Raw genomic sequence first — 19,324 nt, forward strand, 5'->3', positions numbered from 1 at the left:
TAGGAGCAGGAATGCAGACCATATTGGGCGCCAACGGGCAGATCGCCACCGAGCTGGCGCGCGAACTCAAGCGCAACTACAGCGATGAACTCAAGCTGGTGAGCCGCAGGCCGCGCAAGATACATGACACGGACCTGCTTGAAGCCGCCGATCTGCTCGATGCCGAGCAAACAGCCAGAGCCGTTCAGGGCAGCAGCGTGGTGTATTTCACCGCAGGGCTGCCTCCCGATACCCAGCTTTGGGAGCAGCAGTTTCCGGCCATGCTGCACAACGCCCTGGCGGCCAGCCGCACTGCGGGGGCCCCATTTGTCTATTTCGACAACACCTATATGTATCCGCAGAACGCGCAGCTGCAGACCGAGCAGACGGCATTCGCCCCTGTGGGGCGCAAAGGCCGGGTGCGCGCCGCCATGGCCGAGATGGTGCTGTCCGAGATGGCACGCGGGGAGATCCCCGTGCTGATCGCACGGGCGCCCGAGTTCTACGGCCCGGCCCAGACGCAGAGCATTACCAACACCTTGGTGATTGACAGGCTCAAGGCCGGCAAGACACCACTGGCCCCGGTGCGAGACGACCGCCTGCGCACCCTGATCTGGACCCCCGATGCCAGTAGGGCTCTGGCCTTGCTGGGCAACACGCCCGATGCTTATGACCAGACCTGGCATCTGCCATGCGACGATACTCGCCCCAACTACAAGCAGCTGATCGACTGGGCCAGCCAGAGCTTTGGCCGCTCTTCCCGGTCTTCCCGCCATCACCTGCTGCCCCGCTTGGTACTGAGCGCAGCCGGCCTGATCTCCAAGCCCGTGGCAGAGCTGCGAGAGCTGCTGCCCCGCTATGCCCACGACAATCTGTTTGACTCCGGCAAGTTCAAGCAGGCATTTCCGGGGTTTGTCGTTACCAGCTACCGGCAGGGGCTGGCGCTGATTGCCGATGAATTTCATAGAAATCAGCAGCAATCCTTTGCCCAGCCTTCAGAAGCAGCTATCAAATAAGCATCGATAGTTAAAAAGCTACCAGCTCAGCGCCTGGGCCAGCTGCTCGGCCCGGGTTTGCTCGCGCGGGCTTCCCACCGAGGCGCGCAGGATGGCACGGCTTGCACCCTGGTCAACGATCCAGAAGACGACGTGCTTGATGGGGGTTGCGCCCGACCTGCTCTCCTGCGGGCTCACTTCAAATGTCCATTGGCGGCCTTCAGGCCGGCGGTCCCTGGACCGCGTCGGCGCAGTGAAGCTGCGCTTTTTCAAGCTCCCGGCCTTCAAGCGGAACTGCTTTTCCAGCGCTGCACGCAGCAGCTTTTCCTGCGCTTCGTCGGACTCGGGGATCTTCAGCTCCGTGGTCAGACCCAGTTGCTGCCCGGTCATCAGATCGCGGTACATCACGCGCTGCGAATCCTTAGGCTCCTGCAGATGAAAGCCCGCCGCACGCATGGGCAGCACCATGCCGGTGTGCCGGTTTTCCAGGTCGGCCACCTGCGGGTCACTGGCCTGCACCCAGATGTTCTGCAGCCCGCCAGCATTGCGCAGGTACTGGCGCATCAGTCGCGCGGCATCGGCGTCGCGGCCCTGCCGCGCCGCCAGCTCGGCCCCATATTGCTGGGCCAGGTCCACCAGCTCGGACTCCAGCCTGAACAGGCTGACATAGGGCCAGGCCTTCAGTGCCTGATCCAGATAGCGGCCAGCCTCGGCTTGCTGACCGGCCTTGAAGGCCGAGATCCCAGCCACTGTACTCAGGCGCGCCAGCTCGGCAGGGAACTGGGCATCGGCCAAGGCCGCGCGGGCCAGTTGACCGGCCCTGGGCCAGTCGTCATCGACCCGCCAGGCATGACTCACCTCGCGCTCCTGGCGCGGTAGCTCTGGCGGCAGCTCGGGCGCTTTGGGCCATTGCATGGCCTGCCACAGCTGGGGCAGTTGCTGCAGTGCGCTGTCACGCTCGCTGTCCATTTGCTCGGCGTGCAGGCTCAGTTTCCAGTTGCCGCGCACCAGCCCCCAGTCCAGATGCAGGATGTCGGGCCTCCCCTCTTCTCTTTTCTCGCGGCTGGCCTGCTGGCTTTGCACAGCGTCGCCGAACGGCAGGGCCGGTAGCCTCAGCCCAGGCTCTGGCGTCTGCTCGCTTGCAAAAATGCCACGCTCCTGCTGCAACGACTTCTGCCTGGCTGCAGCGTCCATGTCTTTCAGACCATCGTCATAACCGAGCCGCATGCGGACCCGCAGGCGCCTGCCATCGGGTTTCAGATAGACGTACTCCAGGCTCGCGACATCCTTGCGATCCTTGGTCGGCTCCAGCTGGACCAGCACCCAGCGCCCCTGCACCAGCGGCACGCTGAGCTGTGCGGCCTGGTAGTGCAGCTGCTGGTCTGCCGTATTCCACTGCCACAGCGGCCCAAAAGCCTTGGACTCCTGCTTGAGCGCCTGCAGATAGCGAGTCAGTGCGCCTTGATCGCCGGCCATCATGGCGGCCGTCAGACCGCGCTGTATCAGCGCCTGCATCTGACCGCTGACCGGGTCGTAGCCCTCGGCCGCGGCCAGAGCCATCATCCGGTCGGTCTGCAACACGGCCTGCGCATACTGTCCCTGCTGATAGAGCAAGGCGTAGAGCAAACCCGATGCATCGAGCTGTTCGTAAGGATTGCCGCGTGGCAGCGTCATGTCCAGCAGCTTGCGCGCCTGGGCAACGGCATCGTCCCAACGCTTGCCCTGCGCGGCCTCGACCACGGCACGGCGCTGCTTGAAAAAAGGCGAATCCTGTTCGGCAGGCGAATCCGCCTGTCGCGCAACCCCCGTCTGCCTTTCAGGCTCGGCCGCCTGCGGCGCGGGGCCCGACAGCAGCAAGACCACCGCCATGGCAGTCAGAGAAACAGGCGCGGGGATGCGAGGCAAAAAATACATGAAGGCAATCCACAAGGCAGTTCAGCAGCATTGCAGTATAGAAAACCGCTGCCTGCCCGCAGGCCAGGGGAAAGTCAAAAAAAAGAGCGGCCCAGGGCCGCTCTCTTTGCCAGACGGCAATGACTTCAGTCCACCAGACCGGCGTAGACATGCTGCACGTCGTCGTCGTTTTCCAGACCGGCCAGGAATTCCTGCACTTCTTCCTGCTGCTCGGCAGACAGGCTGCTCATGCTGATGGGGTTCTTGGCCTTGTAGCCCAGCTTGACCGACAGCACCTTGATGCCTTGCGCGGGCAGAGCCTTGCTCACGGCGTCCAGATCGGCAATATCGGTAATGAACAGCGTCGTGCCTTCTTCTTCACCGGGCTCGAAGTCCTGGGCGCCAGCTTCGATGGCGGCCATTTCGACGTCGGCGCCGTTTTCAGGCTCGCCTTCGATCATGCCCACATGGTCAAAATCCCAGGCCACAGCGCTCATCTGGCCCTTGCGGAAGCAGACACGCATATTGGGAGCCGTGCGATTGGGATTGTCGGTCAGGCACTCCACCATCACGGGCACGCGATGGGGGGCATAGCCTTCAAACAGCACGCTGGAGTAGTTCACGGCGTCGGCGCCAACGCCGGCCCCCTTCTTGATGGCACGATCCAGCGTGTCCTTGGGCATGGAAGCCTTGCGGGCCGCTTCCACCGCCATGCGCAGACGCGAATTGGCTGCGGGATCACCACCGCCCAGGCGCGCAGCAACCATGATTTCCTTGACCAGCTTGCCAAACAGCTTACCCTTGGCATCGGCGACCAGCGCCTTGCCCTTTGCTTTCCATTGCGCGCCCATGGCTGCGTTCCTTGTTGAATGTTGTCAAAACCCGCGCTATGCACACGCAAGCCGCCCGCCAAAACATCGGCGAGCAAAAGCCGGATTTATACACCTGCGCGCAATCTTTTGTCGGCAAACTGCATCAAGTCCGGGTCATAAATACAGACAAACAGCAAGCGGCTCACCGCCCACCTAGGAGGAAAAAATGCACCGCATCACCATTCACGCCCTCGCTTGCAGTGTGCTGGCCCTGCTCGGCTCGCAGGCCCTGGCTGCCGCCGAGCTGAGCACGCAAACCGTGGCAACGGGGCTGGAGCACCCCTGGGCACTGGCCTTTTTGCCGGACGGACGTTATCTGGTAACGGAACGCCCTGGCCGCATGCGCATTGTGGAGGCCGGGGGCAGGCTCAACGCCCCTCTCAAAGGTCTTCCCGCCATCGCCGCCTCCGGGCAAGGCGGCCTGCTGGATGTGGTGCTGGACAGCGACTTCGCCAGCAACCGCCAGCTCTATTTCTGCTTCTCGGAACCTGGTCAGGGTGCGGACCGGGGCAAGAACAGCACGGCCATGGCCAAAGCCCGACTCTCGGCCGATGCCAGCGCCCTGGAAAACGTGCAGATTCTCTTCAGCCAGCGTCCCAAGATCGATTCGGCCCTGCACTTCGGCTGCCGCATCGTGGAACGCAAGGTGAACGGCAAGCCCGACGGCTCGCTGTTTCTGAGCCTGGGCGAGCGCTACAAGGCCATGCAGGAGGCCCAGAATCTGCAGACCCATCTGGGCAAGATCGTGCGCGTCAACAAGGATGGCAGCGTGCCTCGCGACAACCCCTTTGGGGGCAGGCCCGATGCGCTGACCGAGATCTGGAGCTATGGCCACCGCAACAGCCAGGGCGCCGCACTGGGGCCGGATGACGAACTCTGGATGACAGAGCATGGCCCGCAAGGCGGCGATGAACTCAACCGCATCGAGCCGGGCAAGAATTACGGCTGGCCCGTCATCACCTATGGCGAAAACTATGGAGGCGGCAAGATCGGTGCCGGCATCAACGAAAAGACGGGCATGGAGCAACCCCGGCATTACTGGGTACCGTCGATTGCCACCTCGGGGCTCGCCTATCTGAGCAGCGAGCGCTATGGCATGGCCTGGAAAGGCTCCTTCATCACGGGTGCACTCAAGGCCATGCAACTGCAGCGCCTGCAGATTGCCGATGGCAAGGTCACCGCCACCGAAGTGCTGCTGCCGCGCCTGAGCCAGCGCGTACGTGATGTGCGCCAGGGACCGGACGGTCTGCTGTACCTGCTCACCGATTCATCCAATGGACAATTGCTGCGTGTGCTGGCAAAGCCTTGAGTTCGGATCAGCGCAGCACGCCGCGGCTTTTGAGCCAGTAGAAATAGCCCACAATGCAGAACCAGAAGATGGCCTCTCCCAACCACAAGCCCAGCGACAGCATATCGACCTGGCTGCCGAGCCTGCTGACATACCAGAACATGCCAGCCTGACTGACCACGCCGAGCACCACGTAGAGAACGCCCAGCAGCAGAGCCGCACGATTGCGCGTCCACAGCAGCCACACCAGCGTGAAGCACATGGCCGAATTCAGCGCCAGCATGGCCTGCAGCACCAGAGCCCACTGGATCCTGGCACCAGTACGCCAGCCGTCCGAAAAATCGGCCTCCAGCAACATCCAGCCGCTCATCAGGCCAAGAAAACCGAACAGACACATCAACAGGGCCAGCCCCTTGCCATAGGGCTGCTCCCAGAGAACTTGCTTTGCTGTCATCCGTCCACTGTCCCTGTCTGATTCAAAACATCTGAGGGCCCGCCATGCTCTCCCGGGCAACCAAGGAGCCACAGTGTGCCATTGCTGCCCCGGTTTCGCGCCACAATCGGCTGCAGTACAGAACAGGCGCTTATATGCTCAATGCCTTGTGGCTCGGTTTTTTTCTCGTGGCAGCGGCAGCTGCGCTCGCGCAGTGGCTGCTGGGCGGTCAGGCAGATGTGTTCTCATCCATGGTGCAGGCTCTATTTGCCATGGCCAGGCTGTCCGTCGAAGTGATGGTGCTGCTGTTTGGCACGCTCACGTTGTGGCTGGGCTTTCTGCGCATTGCAGAAAAAGCGGGCGTGGTCGAATGGCTGGCAAAAATGCTGGGTCCGCTGTTTGCCAAGCTCATGCCCGAGGTGCCGCGCGGTCATCCCGCACTGGGCCTGATCACGCTGAACTTTGCCGCCAACGGGTTGGGGCTGGACAACGCGGCCACGCCCATGGGCCTCAAGGCCATGCGCGCTCTGCAGGAGCTGAACCCGAAGCCCGACACCGCAACCAATGCGCAGATCCTGTTTCTCGTGCTCAATGCCTCGTCACTGACGCTGCTGCCGGTCACCATTTTCATGTACCGCATGCAGCAGGGTGCGGCCGATCCGACGCTGGTCTTTCTGCCGATTCTGCTGGCCACTTCCGCCTCTACGCTGGTGGGCCTGTTCAGCGTCGCACTCGTGCAGCGGCTGCCCCTGTTCAGTCCCGTGGTGCTGGCCTATCTGGTGCCCGTGGGGTTGGCGCTGGCAGCCTTCATGGCCTTTCTGGCCACGCTCAGCGCGGCGGCGCTGGCCCAGCTTTCCTCGCTCATGGGTAACCTCACGCTATTTGCGCTGATCGTGCTGTTTGTGGGCCTGGGCGCGCTGCGCAAGGTGGCCGTGTACGACAGCTTTATCGAGGGGGCCAAGGAGGGCTTCGATGTGGCCAGGAACCTTCTGCCCTATCTGGTCGCCATGCTCTGCGCCGTGGGCGTGTTTCGCGCCTCGGGGGCACTGGAATATGCGCTGTCGGCTATCCGCTGGACGGTGGACGTTTTGGGCATGGATGCCCGCTTTGTCGATGCCCTGCCCACGGCGCTGGTCAAGCCCTTTTCCGGTAGCGCGGCGCGCGCCATGCTGATCGAGACCATGCAAAGCCAGGGCGTGGACAGTTTTGCGGCTCTGGCTGCAGCCACGATTCAGGGCAGCACCGAAACCACCTTCTATGTGCTGGCCGTGTACTTTGGTGCCGTGGGCATTCAGCGCGCGCGCCATGCCGTACCCTGCGCACTGGTGGCCGAGCTGGCCGGCGTGGTCGCCGCCATCGTGGTTTGCTACCACTTTTTTGGTTGATATCCTGGAAGCAGCATGACCGCTTCAGATCATCTCTTCGAGCGCTCCTGGCTGCGTGCCTGGCAGACGCTTCACGCCACACCGCCCCAAGGCCTGAAGCAGGCCCTGCTGGCCGCCTATGCCGAGCCGCAGCGCCACTATCACACGCTGCAGCATCTGAGCGAATGCCTGGCGCATTTCGAAACCGTGGCGTACCAGGCCCGGCACCCTGGCGAAGTAGAGATCGCGCTTTGGTTCCATGACGCCGTCTACGACGTCAAGGGCAAGGATAATGAGCTTCGCAGCGCACGCTGGGCGGCCCAAGTCCTGGGCAACAGCGGCGTGGACGAGGCCGCTTGCAGGCGCGTGCAGGCCCTGATCATGGCCACCTGTCATGAATCCACGCCCGAAGACGATGAAGCCCGGTTGCTCGTGGACATCGACCTGGCCATCCTCGGTGCCGCCCCCGACCGGTTTGCCGAGTACGACTCCCAGGTGCGTGCCGAATACGCCTGGGTGCCGCGCCCCATCTATGCGCTCAAGCGCAGGCAGGTGCTCAAAGGCTTTCTTCAGCGCAAGACCATCTACGCCACCTCGCACTTCCACGCCCTGCTGGAGCAACAGGCCCGCAGCAATCTGCAGCGGGCCGTGGCCTAGGACGGGCGGGCGTCGTCATTCGCGCCATGGCCTGACGCTATTGCGTGCGGCCCACCACGAGGCGCACCGCCGCATAGTCCTCCAGCGGCTTGTCGCTGGGAGCGGCCCAGGCAGCGCGCGTCGCCTCCGATGCGGGCAGATTGATGGCCACTCCCGTCGGCGGCACGGGCTTCATGAACCACTTGTCGTAGAGCGCGGCCACTTCGCCGCTGGATGCCATCTCGCGGATCTGGGCGTCGAACAGCTTCTTGAATTCAGGCGACTTCCTGTCCAGCATGATGGCAATGGGCTCCACGCTGAAGGGCTCGCCCACGATGGCGTACTGCCCCGGATCACGCAGCCGCGACAGTCCCGACGCCAGGATCTGGCCGTCCGCCACACAGGCATCCGCGCGGCCCGTCTCCAGCAGGATGAAGCATTCGGCATTGTCCTTGGCCATCAGCACATTGAAGTCCACGCCCTTTTCCTTGCTGAAGCGCCTGAGCAGGGTCACGGCCGTGGCGCCCGTGGTCGCGGCCACGTTGCGCCCCTTGAGCTGTGCCACCTCGGTGATGCCCGAGTTCTTGCGCACTGCCGTGCGCACCTCCTCCATGTAGACCGTGGGTGCGAACGCCACCTCCTTCTGGCGCGCCGCATTGTTGGTGGTGGTGCCGCATTCCACATCCACCGTGCCGTTGGCGACCAGGGGCACGCGGTTTTGCGCCGTCACCATCTGGTAGCGAATGTCCAGCCGCGGCAGCTTCAACTGCTGCTGCATGCGTGCCAGCGCCTTCTCGCACAGCTCCACATGGAAGCCCGCGTACTTGCCGTTGCCCAAGGTGTAGGACATGGTGCCCGAGGCCTCGCGCACGCCCATGGTCACCACGCCCGTATCCCTGATCCTGTCCAGCGTCTCGGCCTGCGCTGCGACGGCCAGACAGGCTGCCGCACCCATGACGATATGGCTCAATGTGACTTTCATCGCTCAATCCTTTTTGTTCTTGCCTGGAGAAAAACACCGCTTTGCGGGCGCTGCTGGAACAGGCCCGGACGCAATTCACCGCCTACTTGGCGAACAGCTGACTCATGTCCTTGAAAGCCTTGAACTCCAGCGCATTGCCGCAGGGGTCGAGCAGGAACATGGTGGCCTGCTCGCCCACCTGGCCCTTGAATCGGATGTAGGGCTCAATGACGAATTCGGTGCCAAAGGACTTGAGGCGCTCGGCCAAGGCTTCCCATTGCGGCCATGCGAGCACGATGCCGAAGTGCGGCACCGGAACGTCGTGGCCGTCGACTGGATTGGTGTGGGCGCTGTCCTGGGCTGTGGTCTTGGGATGCTCGTGGATCACCAACTGGTGGCCGTAGAAGTCGAAGTCCACCCACTGCGTGCTGGAACGCCCCTCGGGCAGGCCGAACACTTCGCCATAGAAACGGCGCGCCGCGGGCAGGTCATACACGGGAATGGCCAAGTGAAAGGGAGACAGGCTCATGGGGAAACTCCGGAAATCGTTATGGGGTCGAGTCAAGGGTCGGGAAAAGCCTGCAGGCAAGGCCTGGTTGCGTTGGACCTCGATGCCCGGCGTCGCTGCGGGCCCCGGCGCATGCCTGAGACTGCAGCCATCGTAAAAAACCTTGATAAAAAACAAAATCAATATATTTTTTCCAAATACACAAATAAAATTTATTAATGTTGAAAGAGCTGAACACCTTCATCGCCGTGGCCCGCGAAGGCACCTTCGCCGCGGCGGGCGACCGGATAGGCTTGACCCAGGCTGCCGTCAGCGCACAGATGCAGCGCCTGGAAAGTGAATTGGGGTTCGCCTTGTTCGACCGCATAGGCCGCACGGCCCGTCTGAACAAGATGGGGCAGCAGGTGCTGCTGCAGGCGCAGGAACTGCTGCGTCTGTACGCCAACCTGGGCTCTTCGGCACAAGGGCAGCCCGCCAGCATTTCAGTGCAACTGGGCTCCATCGCATCTCTGCAGCGCTCCCTGCTGCCCGATGCGCTGGCCAGACTCCACCAGCAGTTCCCCCAATGCCGCACACGCATCATTCCCGGCGTATCGCTGCAGCTGATGAATCTGGTGGATGCGGGCGAGCTGGACATGGCCGCGCTGATACGCCCGCCCTTTGCGCTGCAAAGCGATCTGCGCTGGACGGCGCTGGCGCACGAGCCCTTCCGGTTGCTGGTGCCGCGCGCCACCCGGGGCGACGACTGGGCCGAGCTGCTGGCCAGTCAGCCCTTCATACGCTATGACCGGACCTCGTTCGGCGGCCGGCAGGTGGACCGTTTCCTGCGCGGCATGCACTTCACGCTGAAGGAAGTGTGCGAAGCCGACGAGCTGGAAGCCATCGTCAAGCTGGTGGCCAACGGCGTGGGCGTGGCCCTGGCGCCCCAGACCACGGCGCAGCGCCGCTGGCCCGCGGCCGTGCGTGCCATCGACCTGGGGGCGCACACCTTCCACCGCGACGTGGGCCTGGTACATCGCGCCGAGCGGCACCTGAGCGAGCCGGCGCGGGTGCTTATCACCCTGCTCACCAAGCTTGCCCGGTGCGCCCTGCCGCAGGAGCACTAATGCGGCTCAGTTGACCGGCGGTGCTCAGCCTTCGGGAACCAGATTGCTGCCGTAGTCGTAGAGGTCGCCCAGAATCTCCTCGCCGCGCTCGTCCACGGATTCCGACAGCGCATCGATCATGGAGAACATCTGCTCCGCCGTGCGCGCCCCGCCCTGGCCTTCGATCAGGCAGGCAGCGCGGTGTTGCTCCCAGCGCTGCTGCTCGTCGGCATCCAGCGTCTGCGGGAAATTGCGCGCACGATAGCGCCAGACCAGCTCAGTCAGGCGTGCGTCATCAAAACCGGTCTTGTCCAGCGCCAGCTCCTGGGGCGAGAGGCGCTTGATGCGCTCCAGACGGCGGCGGTCTTCATTGCCCACAAAGCCGCCATACAGATCCTGGTCGGCATCCAACGGCTCACCTGCCTCGCGCGTGAACACGGCCTTCCATTGCGCGCTCATGTCGGGCAGGTCGCGGGCAATCGCCGCATGCTGCATCGCCAGCTCCATGTCCACGCCCCATTTTTCGGCCATCGCGGGGCTCAGGGTCTTGAGGCTTCCCACCACCATGGGCGACTTGTTGACGTGGATGCTCTTGATGGGCAGGCGGGTCACGCCCTCGGGCAGCTCGGCCTGACGCGTGAACAGGCGCAGGCGCAGCTCTTCGATGCTGATGCCCGAAAGCTCGGCCGGGTCGGCCGCCAGATCCCAGCAGATGACTTCGTTCTTGTTGGTGGGATGGGTGGCCAGCGGCCACATCACGCCCAGACAGCCACGCGCGGGGCTGATCATGCCGGTCACATGCAGAAACGGGCGCGCGTGCTCCTGTGTGGCGGGCAGGCCCATCTCGCGCAGAGCGCCGTCCTTTTTATGCAGTCCAAAGGCAAAGTCAAACAGGCGCGGCTGCTTTTCGCGAATCAGTCGGGCCAGAGCAATCGTGGCGCGCACATCACTCAGCGCATCGTGGGCCTGCTCGTGCAGCAGTCCATTGGCGCGGGCCAGGTCTTCCAACCTGAAGCTGGGCGTACCGTCTTCCTTGGTCGGCCACTGAATGCCTTCGGGACGCAGCGCATAGACCATGCGCACCACGTCGAGCAAATCCCAGCGGCCGCAGCCGTTCTGCCATTCGCGCGCATAAGGGTCGATGAGATTGCGCCAGAACATGAAGCGCGTGATCTCGTCGTCGAAACGAATGGTGTTGTAGCCCACGCCCACCGTGCCGGCCTGCGCCAGCTCGGCCTCGATCAGCGCTGCAAACTCATGCTCGGCAACCCCTTCCTCCAGCGCCCGCTGGGGCGTGATCCCCGTGATCAGACAGGATTGCGGGTCTGGCAGATAGTCATTGGCCGGCTGGCAGTACCACATCACGGGCTCGCCGATTTCGTTGAGCTGGTCATCCGTGCGTATGCCCGCAAACTGCGCGGGACGGTCGTAGCGCGGCTGGGCGCCAAAGGTTTCGTAGTCGTGCCAGAAGAAGGTATGAGCCATGGGCCCGAAGTATGCCTGCGAACCGGCACGGCTTGCGGCTCAGTCCCATCAACTTAAAGCCTTTCTGGCCTTCAGCGCCTTTGGATAAAGCGAAAGCAGCTATCAATATGATTGTTTGAGCTACTCCCAATTCAAACCAAATTTGTGCAGCCGGTCTGCAGCGTTGACCACGGCCTTTTGCTGGCGCGACTGGTCAAGGACATCGATGCCGTCATGGCCGCCCAGAAGGACTTGGTGGAAGTGCACCATACCCTCAGGGTCAAGGGTTGAATGAGGCGGGAACATGGACTCACGCCTCATTGCCAGAAAGTAGGTCCATCGTGCAAGCCATTGAACAGAAAGCCATTCCGGGTGCGCACCTACTATTGGAAGTCATGCGCGCCGCCGCACTCCAACAAAGGCACGATATGACGGTGCTGCTTGCCGGAGAGTCGGGCAAGCCAGGCTGGGGCTTCACCTCGCCCAATAGCAACCAAGACTTGCTCATTTAGCAGGTTGTGCGATAGCGCGCAGAGAAAGCAGGCTCCGAAAACGAGTAGGCACAAGAGTTAAGCTCAGCGCCCGAGAAGTGCGTATGCTCAAGCTTGGAGCAAGGTGCAAGCAGCGATTCGGTTTTGTTGGAGAGTTGAATGAATGGTTCCGCAATAGCGGCACTACTACCGGTGATTGCGTTGATCGGTACGGGGTTTGGCTTGGCGCGTGTCGGGCTGGTGCGGCAGGCAGCAGTCAAGGACATGTCCAACCTTGTGTTCCTATTGCTTCTGCCTTCACTGCTGTTTCGCACCATGGCTCAGGTCCATATCGGCGAATTGGATTACCGTCCGATTGGCGTGTATTTCCTATCGGCCATCATCGTGTTCGTGACAACGATGCTGGTCTACGGCTTCAACACTCTGGCTGCGGCGCGCGGATTGGCCAGCATGTTCAGCAATGCAGCCATGATCGGCGTACCGCTTGTGGGCCTGGCCTTTGGCGAGCAGGGGCTGGTGACGCTGTTCACCTTGATCTCGGTGCACGCCCTGGTATTGCTGACGGCCGCGACCATGGTGTTCGAGTTGGCATCCTCCCGTGAACAACATGCGGACGACACCCACCACAAACGGTCCATGGGGCGCACTGTCTGGCAGGCAGTGAGCAATAGCATCATCCACCCTGTGCCTTTGCCGATTCTGGCCGGCCTGCTCTGGTCATTGACCGGCTGGCCTCTGCCTGACGTGCTTGATACCTCACTCAAGATGCTGGGCTCGGCCATGGGCCCCATGGCGTTGCTGCTCGTCGGCATCACGCTGGCCTACACCAGGATCGGAGCTTACTGGCGACCCGCGATGCGCATCACGCTGGTCAAATCGCTGGTGCACCCACTTGTGTTTCTCGTCTGCGCCTGGACACTTCAGCTGCGCGGCCCGGCCATGGGCGTGATGCTGATCTGCTCGGCCTTGCCTGTGGGTGCCAACGCACTGCTCTTCACCCAGCGCTACCGGGTTGCCGAGGATGAGGTGGTGGCCAGCATTGCCCTCTCCACACTGCTGGCCCTGGTGACCATGCCACTGCTGCTGATGCTGCTGCACGTCCTGCATGGGACATAGTCATCAAGGTAGTCCTTCGCGTATATCCACCCTGATTCAATCGGAGTTCGGTCTTGCCCTGCCGACGCATGGCACTCCGGCATCGGCTGAAACATTGCAGTGAACCGGTCAGGAGCCGGCCAGCGAAAGTTGGAGCAGATCTCGACCTGTCCTGAAGAAAAGCTGGGCTTTGGCGTCCAGGCAGCTGCTCCAAGTGCAGGACGGGATGACGCAGATCAGTAGACAGGGAACAGCGCTCATCCAGTTCGGCAAAGTGGAAGAAGGCGAGGACTCGGGCTCTGTCGCTTAGAAGCTGCAATTACCCATAAAAAGGTGCCCCAGGAACTTGCAAAAAGTTACACTTTAAATGCATGGACACAAATTGACACGAGCTCTCAAACCGAAAACATTGGCTGCTAAAGGAGGCGCGCGAAATGGATCGTTTGAAAATTTCCACTCGGCTGACTTTCTCGTTCATGACATTGATGGTGCTGATACTAGTGCTGGGAGGGGTGGCACTTTGGGGGTCGTCGACTCAGCGCTCAGCCCTCACCGACATCACCCAGAAGCAAATCCCGATCATTCGCACGCTGAACACCATCACGGATGGCGCCAATGAACAGGCAATTCAGTTCCGCAACCTCGCGATCTTTTCCACGGAGACGCTCCAGGCCTCGGCACGTGCCATGATTCAGAAGACCCGCACCGAGCTGGCTGCAGAAATGGATTCGCTGGGCAAGCACACTCACTCCGGCCTGGGGCAATCGCTGCTGGAGGATCTGAAGCAGCGGCGCGTTGCCTTCCTCAAATCCGGTGATGAATTTCTTGGACTGATCGATCAGGGCCAAAGAGATGAAGCGCTGAGATTGCTGGAAACCCAGCTGCGCCCCAACCAGCTCGAATATCAGCGGGTCATCCGCAGCATGCTGGATCACCAGACCCAAAGCTCCGACGTGGCCAGCCAGAAGGCAGAAGCTGCTGCCGACAATCTGTTCCGGGAAGTGTTGGCGACAGGTGCAATCGCCATTCTTCTAGCGGTGACTCTTGCCATCACGATCACTCGCTCCATCACCCGCCCCCTGTCCCTGGCCATGGCAGCAGCCGACCGTGTGGCCAGAGGCGATCTCAGCGGCCAGATCACGGTGAAATCTCAGGATGAAACCGGTCAACTGCTGAGCGCGCTGCAACGCATGCAACACAGCCTCGTGAGCACGGTGTCGGCGGTGCGTGGCAATGCTCAGGGAGTTGCGTCGGGCAGTGCTCAGATCGCCATGGGCAATAACGACCTATCCAGCCGCACGGAAGAGCAAGCAAGTGCCCTTGAACAAACTGCTGCGTCCATGGAGCAGTTGAGTGCGACGGTCAAACAGAATGCCGACAACGCACGCCAGGCCAATCAGATGGCCGTGAATGCATCCTCTGTGGCTACACAGGGCGGTGAAGTGGTCGCAGAGGTAGTGGAGACCATGAAGAGCATCAATGAAAGCAGCCACAAGATTTCCGACATCATCGCTGTCATTGATGGCATCGCTTTCCAGACCAATATTCTGGCTTTGAATGCCGCCGTCGAAGCTGCCCGCGCCGGCGAGCAAGGACGAGGCTTTGCAGTGGTGGCAAGCGAAGTACGGGCTCTGGCTGGACGCTCGGCTGAGGCCGCCAAGGAGATCAAGCAGCTCATTACCACCAGTGTCCAGCGCGTGGAACAGGGTTCCTTGCTCGTGGACAAAGCTGGCGAGACCATGACCGGTGTGGTCACGGCCATTCGGCGCGTCACCGATATCATGGGTGAAATCAGCGCTGCCAGCCATGAGCAAAGCTCGGGCATGGCCCAGATTGGGGAAGCCGTCACCCAAATGGATCAAACCACGCAGCAGAACGCAGCCTTGGTCGAGGAAATGGCCGCTGCAGCCAGCAGCTTGCACAACCAAGCACAGTCGCTGGTCGAAGCGGTGGCAGTCTTCAAGTTGTCAGAGCACGAGCAACATGCCTCTGCCGCAATGCAGGCAGCGTCGGTCAACCCGACAAAACCGGTGACAGTGGCTAAGGTATCGGAGTCGCCTCCAAAGCCCCTCATGGCCACCAAATCCCCTGTGCTGCGTCGCCCGGTTGCTATCGCTGGAACACAGCAGGCCACGAATAAGAATGGCGATGACTGGGAAACTTTTTGAAGGAGCTTCCGAGCGGATCCGTGAGCAAAGGCGGTGAGGCGTCAAGCCTGCCGCTTTTTGAACCTATCGGTGTCGTTGCATAACTCAGTGCTTGGCAACAGATAGCGTAGACGATGAGCAACTCCACACACCAGGACCTGCTGCCAGTGGCTCCTTGGGAACATTACAACGGCCAGCCCTGCGTGATGCCCGCCAGCCATCACCTCTGACAGCAACTCTGTTTTTATTCGAGACGATGATAGATCGGGATTCTGGGGGAACCGCCTCCCCGCACTAGAGCAGACATCCAAGTACTCGCATATCCCACCGGCTGCGGCGGTACTTCGCAGTTCACAAATTGCCATCATGGCCAGTTGGCTCGGGGTCCGGCTGGTCGCTCCACGCAAGGTGCAAGTTACGCGTTTCACGGAGCGTGCACAGACGTTTTACAGTTCCACCCGAGCTTCGCGCCGTACGGCCTGTGGCGGCATGCCGAAGCCACGTAGGAAGGCTTCGCGCATATGGCGCCGGTCACGAAAACCTGTCTCCCGAGCAATCACCTCCAGCGGATGCCGACTGCCCTCAATCATCAGCCGCGCGGCTTCTAGCCGAAGGCCCTCCACGGCTTTGGCGGGGGACTGGCCCGTCTCGGCCGTGAACACCCGGCTGAACTGGCGCGGACTCAAGCTGGCAGCCTCGGCCAGCTCTTCCACACTCAGTGCTTGAGAAAGATTGCGCCGTGCATGCTCCAACGCCTGCTGGATACGGTCTGACTTGGGTGCCAGCTTGAGCATCTCCGAATGCTGTGACTGTCCTCCCGAGCGGCGCTGGTGCATGACCAGGCGATGTGCAACCGACCGTGCAACCTTCGCGCCCAGATCTTTTTCCACCAGCGCTAACGCCAGGTCGATCTCCGCTGTCATACCGGCAGAGGTCCAGATCGGTCCGTCCGCGATGTATATGCGGTCGGCCTCAATCTGCGCCTGTGGGTGGCGCTGCTGCAAGGCCTCGGCCCAATACCAGTGCGTGGTGGCGCGGCGCCCGTCAAGCAGGCCCGCGTCGCCCAGCAAGAAAGCGCCCGTGCACAGACCGGCCACGCGCCGCGCGGATACCGCCACCTTGCTCAGCAGCCGGATCAGTTCCGGTGCCGTAGCGACGTCCCTTGGAGTGAGGTTGCCCGCAACCAGCCAGGTGTCTGCCCTGCTGTGTGCGGTGAGGGGCTTTGCCTGCAATGCAAGTCCTGCCGAAGCTCGGGCCGTACCACTCATCGCATAGGTCTCCACCTCATAAAAGGGCTTCTCCACCATCAGGTTGGCGAGTTCGAACACAGCCTGGGTGGCCAGCGCCATGACTTGGAAGCCTTCCGGCAGCATGTAACCGATGCGGTGCATAAGAAACGCCCTTTCCAATGTCCTTTTTCATGACTATATACGTCATTTACGACAAACCACGCACATCGCACCATTCAGGCCATGGACAACATCCATCAACCTCAAGGAGTTTCACCATGGCACAAACCCATCTCGGTACCGCCCTCATTACCGGGGCATCCAGCGGCATCGGTGCGCTATATGCAGAAAAGCTCGCTCAGCGTGGCTATGACCTGATCCTGGTCGCCCGCAACCGCGAACAGCTGAACGCGCTAGCGAGCAGCATCACCACTCGCACCGGCCGTGCGGTAGAAGTCCTGCCGACCGACCTGAACGACCGCAATGAACTGGCACGCGTGGAAGAGCAATTGCGCACGGACGCCAGCATCACCTTGCTGGTCAACAACGCGGGCATGGGCACACATACCCCCTTGCTGCACAGCGACGTTGAAAAGATGACCCGCATGGTCGATCTGAATGCCACGGTGCCCATGCGGCTGGCCTATGCGGCGGCTCCTGGCTTCGTGGCTCGTGGACGCGGAGCGATCATCAACATTGCGTCCATCGTCGCCATCTCCCCTGAGACCCTGAATGGCGTCTACGGTGCCAGCAAGGCTTTTGTGCTGGCCTTCAGTCAGTCGCTTCAGCATGAGTTGACCGACAAAGGTGTTCGGGTGCAGGCAGTGTTGCCTGGTGCTACGGCCACGGACTTCTGGGCCATCGGTGGATTGCCGGTAGAGAACCTGGATGCAAGCATCGTGATGAGCGCCGAAGACCTCGTCGATGCAGCACTGCTGGGGTTTGAGCGAGGAGAAAAGGTCTCCATCCCCTCGCTGCATGCTGGCGAGAAGTGGGATGCCTATGAGGCCGCACGCCGAGCTATGGCAGGCCAGCTGTCCAGCAACATCGTCGCCCAGCGCTACGCCGCCGCGCACTGACCATCGCAAGGAGCCCAAGTCATGAAAGCCGTTATTGCAGCTTATGCACGCTCGCCATTCCAATTCGCCCGCAAAGGCCGCCTCGCCGAGGTCCGGCCGGACACGCTGGCCGCCCAGGTTGTGCAGGCTTTGCTGAAGCGCTCCGACCTGGATCCTGCACTATTGGAGGATGTGATCCTCGGCTGTGCCTACCCCGAGGCCGCACAAGGCAACAATCTGGCGCGCATCGTCGGTCTGCTGGCCGGCCTGCCCGAAACCGTGGGCGGCATGACCGTGAACCGCTTTTGCGGCTCGTCGATGCAGGCCGTGCATATTGCCGCAGCGCAGATCGAGGCCGGCATGGGCGACGCCTTCCTCTGTGTGGGCGTGGAGTCCATGACGATGGTTCCGCAGGGCGGTTTCAACTTCTCGCCGAACCCCCAGTTACAGGCAAATACCGACGCCTATATTTCAATGGGCGAAACGGCGGAAAACGTGGCGCAGAGATGGGAGGTGACCCGCGCCGACCAGGAGTTGCTGGCACTGCAATCCCATCTGAAAGCCGCCGCTGCTCGCGACCAGGGTCTACTGGTCGATGAAATCGTGCCTATTCTTTTACCGGACGGGGAGCTGCTGGATGCCGACGGCTGCATACGCCCAGCCACCACACTGGAGGCCCTGGCCGGACTCAAGCCCGCCTTCAGGCCAGATGGCTTGGTCACGGCGGGCACATCGTCGCCGTTGACCGATGGCGCGGCGGCCGTGCTGGTCACCCGCGACGATTTTGCCGAACGCCATGGTCTGCAGGCACTGGCGCGCATCCGCAGCTTCGCGACCGTGGGAGTGGACCCCGCGATCATGGGCATAGGCCCGATACCTGCCGCACGCAAGGCGCTGGCCCGTGCCGGTCTCACTGTGGCCGATCTGGACGTGGTTGAGATCAACGAAGCTTTTTCGTCACAGGCGCTGGCCTGCATCCGAGACCTCGGCCTGGACATGGCGACCGTGAATATTGACGGCGGCGGGCTGGCCATCGGTCATCCACTTGGCGCCACTGGTGCGCGCATCACGGGCAAGGCAGCTGCCTTGCTTTCACGACGGCAGGGACGATATGCCCTGGCCACCCAATGCATCGGCGGTGGGCAAGGTATTGCTACGGTGCTGGAGAGACTGTGAGCTCGTATCGACAGAGACCAAGACTTCAACTCCACTCAAGGAAACCATGATGCTCCGTAGCACCGAAACCCTGGACAGTCTGCTTGAACGCCAGCGCGGCACACTGCCCGATACCTTTGGCGCGCGACCGCTGGCACTTGCAGAAGGCCGCATGACCATGGAGCTGACTATTGCGCCGTGGATGATGGCTCCCAATGGCTTTCTACATGCCGCCACGCAGGTGATGCTGGCCGACACCTGCGCCGGCTATGCGACCCTGGCGCATCTACCGGAGGGCGCGAAAGGATTCACGACACTGGAGCTGAAATCCAACTTCCTTGGTACTGCGAAGCAAGGAATCCTGCACGTGGAGGCCGTGGCCGAACATCTGGGGAGGACAACGCAGGTGTGGTCGGCCACCTTGTTCGATGACAAGGGGCGTAGGCTATCGCTATTCCGCTGTTCGCAGATCGTGCTCTGGTGACTGGCTCGTTGTCGCGCTTGAGTCGGCAGCCTAAAAACATCCGACAGAAATCGATGGTCCCCAGGGTGAAGACGGAGCGCAGCACGTAGGTCAGGCTTTTGCGGTGACCTGCGATCCGCACGAACTGCCAACCTCTGTGCGCAGGTGAGCCGAGTCGACGGCCAAGACACTTCCCCGAGTTTGCAGG

Annotated in this window: 19 protein-coding genes; 12 read left to right on the top strand and 7 right to left on the bottom strand. The window is 61.9% G+C overall.

The genetic code is table 11. From position 1 onward, the window contains the following. Positions 1-11 precede the first annotated feature (11 nt). A complete protein-coding gene (locus tag FSY45_RS08140) occupies positions 12-995 on the top strand; it encodes an NAD-dependent epimerase/dehydratase family protein (protein ID WP_046460835.1) in 984 nt (327 codons plus the stop codon). Between the two features lie 18 nt (positions 996-1,013). On the opposite strand, the gene FSY45_RS08145 is transcribed toward FSY45_RS08140, so the two are convergent. Both FSY45_RS08145 and FSY45_RS08150 read right to left on the bottom strand, forming a co-directional pair. After that, positions 1,014-2,888 (bottom strand): hypothetical protein, encoded by a 1,875-nt coding sequence (locus tag FSY45_RS08145; protein WP_223305643.1) that lies wholly within the window; start codon positions 2,886-2,888, stop codon positions 1,014-1,016. A gap of 125 nt (positions 2,889-3,013) precedes the next feature. Beyond that, complete coding sequence (locus tag FSY45_RS08150) at positions 3,014-3,718, bottom strand: YebC/PmpR family DNA-binding transcriptional regulator (RefSeq protein ID WP_003062751.1); 705 nt, start codon at positions 3,716-3,718, stop codon at positions 3,014-3,016. Between the two features lie 187 nt (positions 3,719-3,905). Between FSY45_RS08150 and FSY45_RS08155 the strand changes: the two genes are divergently transcribed. Further along, entirely contained in the window at positions 3,906-5,048 is a 1,143-nt protein-coding gene (locus FSY45_RS08155) for a PQQ-dependent sugar dehydrogenase (protein ID WP_046460834.1), read from the top strand. Positions 5,049-5,055: 7 nt separating this feature from the next. On the opposite strand, the gene FSY45_RS08160 is transcribed toward FSY45_RS08155, so the two are convergent. Continuing rightward, positions 5,056-5,481, bottom strand: coding sequence for a hypothetical protein (locus tag FSY45_RS08160; protein WP_046460833.1), 426 nt, complete (start codon positions 5,479-5,481; stop codon positions 5,056-5,058). Positions 5,482-5,615: 134 nt separating this feature from the next. Between FSY45_RS08160 and FSY45_RS08165 the strand changes: the two genes are divergently transcribed. Together FSY45_RS08165 and FSY45_RS08170 are read left to right on the top strand one after the other, a co-directional pair. Next, positions 5,616-6,845: a nucleoside recognition domain-containing protein gene (locus tag FSY45_RS08165; protein ID WP_003062748.1), complete on the top strand. Its 1,230-nt coding sequence runs from the start codon at positions 5,616-5,618 to the stop codon at positions 6,843-6,845. A gap of 15 nt (positions 6,846-6,860) precedes the next feature. Beyond that, entirely contained in the window at positions 6,861-7,481 is a 621-nt protein-coding gene (locus FSY45_RS08170) for a hypothetical protein (protein ID WP_003062747.1), read from the top strand. A 37-nt stretch (positions 7,482-7,518) separates the two neighbouring features. On the opposite strand, the gene FSY45_RS08175 is transcribed toward FSY45_RS08170, so the two are convergent. Further along, positions 7,519-8,442, bottom strand: coding sequence for an amino acid ABC transporter substrate-binding protein (locus FSY45_RS08175; RefSeq protein WP_046460832.1), 924 nt, complete (start codon positions 8,440-8,442; stop codon positions 7,519-7,521). Between the two features lie 82 nt (positions 8,443-8,524). Next, entirely contained in the window at positions 8,525-8,950 is a 426-nt protein-coding gene (locus tag FSY45_RS08180) for a VOC family protein (protein WP_003062745.1), read from the bottom strand. A gap of 197 nt (positions 8,951-9,147) precedes the next feature. Here FSY45_RS08180 and FSY45_RS08185 point away from each other — a divergent pair, with 197 nt between their 5' ends. Beyond that, positions 9,148-10,035: a LysR substrate-binding domain-containing protein gene (locus tag FSY45_RS08185; protein ID WP_003062744.1), complete on the top strand. Its 888-nt coding sequence runs from the start codon at positions 9,148-9,150 to the stop codon at positions 10,033-10,035. Between the two features lie 24 nt (positions 10,036-10,059). On the opposite strand, the gene sbcB is transcribed toward FSY45_RS08185, so the two are convergent. Next, positions 10,060-11,499 (bottom strand): exodeoxyribonuclease I, encoded by a 1,440-nt coding sequence (sbcB, locus tag FSY45_RS08190; RefSeq protein ID WP_046460831.1) that lies wholly within the window; start codon positions 11,497-11,499, stop codon positions 10,060-10,062. A 144-nt stretch (positions 11,500-11,643) separates the two neighbouring features. Between sbcB and FSY45_RS28210 the strand changes: the two genes are divergently transcribed. The 4 genes from FSY45_RS28210 to FSY45_RS08200 all read left to right on the top strand — a co-directional run bounded on the left by FSY45_RS28210 (position 11,644) and on the right by FSY45_RS08200 (position 15,232). Further along, positions 11,644-11,769, top strand: a complete 126-nt coding sequence (locus FSY45_RS28210; protein ID WP_255443245.1) for a hypothetical protein — start codon at positions 11,644-11,646, stop codon at positions 11,767-11,769. Positions 11,770-11,819: 50 nt separating this feature from the next. Beyond that, positions 11,820-11,990: a nucleotidyltransferase domain-containing protein gene (locus FSY45_RS27800; RefSeq protein WP_164091450.1), complete on the top strand. Its 171-nt coding sequence runs from the start codon at positions 11,820-11,822 to the stop codon at positions 11,988-11,990. Positions 11,991-12,128: 138 nt separating this feature from the next. Continuing rightward, positions 12,129-13,085 carry an AEC family transporter gene (locus tag FSY45_RS08195; RefSeq protein WP_046460830.1) on the top strand — a complete coding sequence of 319 codons (957 nt, stop codon included), beginning with the start codon at positions 12,129-12,131 and terminating at the stop codon, positions 13,083-13,085. 413 nt (positions 13,086-13,498) lie between these two features. Continuing rightward, positions 13,499-15,232: a methyl-accepting chemotaxis protein gene (locus FSY45_RS08200; RefSeq protein ID WP_003062739.1), complete on the top strand. Its 1,734-nt coding sequence runs from the start codon at positions 13,499-13,501 to the stop codon at positions 15,230-15,232. A 425-nt stretch (positions 15,233-15,657) separates the two neighbouring features. On the opposite strand, the gene FSY45_RS08205 is transcribed toward FSY45_RS08200, so the two are convergent. Further along, on the bottom strand, positions 15,658-16,602 hold the full coding sequence (locus FSY45_RS08205; RefSeq protein ID WP_003062738.1) for a GlxA family transcriptional regulator: 945 nt from the start codon (positions 16,600-16,602) through the stop codon (positions 15,658-15,660). A 116-nt stretch (positions 16,603-16,718) separates the two neighbouring features. Here FSY45_RS08205 and FSY45_RS08210 point away from each other — a divergent pair, with 116 nt between their 5' ends. From FSY45_RS08210 to FSY45_RS08220, 3 genes are read left to right on the top strand one after another with little or no spacing between them, the layout of a single operon-like run. Continuing rightward, positions 16,719-17,519: an SDR family oxidoreductase gene (locus FSY45_RS08210; RefSeq protein WP_003062737.1), complete on the top strand. Its 801-nt coding sequence runs from the start codon at positions 16,719-16,721 to the stop codon at positions 17,517-17,519. A 21-nt stretch (positions 17,520-17,540) separates the two neighbouring features. Next, positions 17,541-18,674 carry a thiolase family protein gene (locus FSY45_RS08215; protein ID WP_046460829.1) on the top strand — a complete coding sequence of 378 codons (1,134 nt, stop codon included), beginning with the start codon at positions 17,541-17,543 and terminating at the stop codon, positions 18,672-18,674. A 46-nt stretch (positions 18,675-18,720) separates the two neighbouring features. Then, a complete protein-coding gene (locus tag FSY45_RS08220; protein ID WP_039050580.1) occupies positions 18,721-19,137 on the top strand; it encodes a PaaI family thioesterase in 417 nt (138 codons plus the stop codon). Positions 19,138-19,324: the final 187 nt, after the last annotated feature.

It is taken from the genome of Comamonas sp. Z1 (assembly GCF_008121555.1).
Lineage (GTDB): Bacteria > Pseudomonadota > Gammaproteobacteria > Burkholderiales > Burkholderiaceae_C > Comamonas > Comamonas thiooxydans.

What these genes read in the sequence shown, in the direction of transcription:
- FSY45_RS08140 (WP_046460835.1), top strand. Translation starts at nt 12, where the DNA reads ATGCAGACCATATTGGGCGCCAACGGGCAGATCGCCACCGAGCTGGCG.
- FSY45_RS08145 (WP_223305643.1), bottom strand. Translation starts at nt 2,888, where the DNA reads ATGTATTTTTTGCCTCGCATCCCCGCGCCTGTTTCTCTGACTGCCATG.
- FSY45_RS08150 (WP_003062751.1), bottom strand. Translation starts at nt 3,718, where the DNA reads ATGGGCGCGCAATGGAAAGCAAAGGGCAAGGCGCTGGTCGCCGATGCC.
- FSY45_RS08155 (WP_046460834.1), top strand. Translation starts at nt 3,906, where the DNA reads ATGCACCGCATCACCATTCACGCCCTCGCTTGCAGTGTGCTGGCCCTG.
- FSY45_RS08160 (WP_046460833.1), bottom strand. Translation starts at nt 5,481, where the DNA reads ATGACAGCAAAGCAAGTTCTCTGGGAGCAGCCCTATGGCAAGGGGCTG.
- FSY45_RS08165 (WP_003062748.1), top strand. Translation starts at nt 5,616, where the DNA reads ATGCTCAATGCCTTGTGGCTCGGTTTTTTTCTCGTGGCAGCGGCAGCT.
- FSY45_RS08170 (WP_003062747.1), top strand. Translation starts at nt 6,861, where the DNA reads ATGACCGCTTCAGATCATCTCTTCGAGCGCTCCTGGCTGCGTGCCTGG.
- FSY45_RS08175 (WP_046460832.1), bottom strand. Translation starts at nt 8,442, where the DNA reads ATGAAAGTCACATTGAGCCATATCGTCATGGGTGCGGCAGCCTGTCTG.
- FSY45_RS08180 (WP_003062745.1), bottom strand. Translation starts at nt 8,950, where the DNA reads ATGAGCCTGTCTCCCTTTCACTTGGCCATTCCCGTGTATGACCTGCCC.
- FSY45_RS08185 (WP_003062744.1), top strand. Translation starts at nt 9,148, where the DNA reads ATGTTGAAAGAGCTGAACACCTTCATCGCCGTGGCCCGCGAAGGCACC.
- sbcB (WP_046460831.1), bottom strand. Translation starts at nt 11,499, where the DNA reads ATGGCTCATACCTTCTTCTGGCACGACTACGAAACCTTTGGCGCCCAG.
- FSY45_RS08195 (WP_046460830.1), top strand. Translation starts at nt 12,129, where the DNA reads ATGAATGGTTCCGCAATAGCGGCACTACTACCGGTGATTGCGTTGATC.
- FSY45_RS08200 (WP_003062739.1), top strand. Translation starts at nt 13,499, where the DNA reads ATGGATCGTTTGAAAATTTCCACTCGGCTGACTTTCTCGTTCATGACA.
- FSY45_RS08205 (WP_003062738.1), bottom strand. Translation starts at nt 16,602, where the DNA reads ATGCACCGCATCGGTTACATGCTGCCGGAAGGCTTCCAAGTCATGGCG.
- FSY45_RS08210 (WP_003062737.1), top strand. Translation starts at nt 16,719, where the DNA reads ATGGCACAAACCCATCTCGGTACCGCCCTCATTACCGGGGCATCCAGC.
- FSY45_RS08215 (WP_046460829.1), top strand. Translation starts at nt 17,541, where the DNA reads ATGAAAGCCGTTATTGCAGCTTATGCACGCTCGCCATTCCAATTCGCC.
- FSY45_RS08220 (WP_039050580.1), top strand. Translation starts at nt 18,721, where the DNA reads ATGATGCTCCGTAGCACCGAAACCCTGGACAGTCTGCTTGAACGCCAG.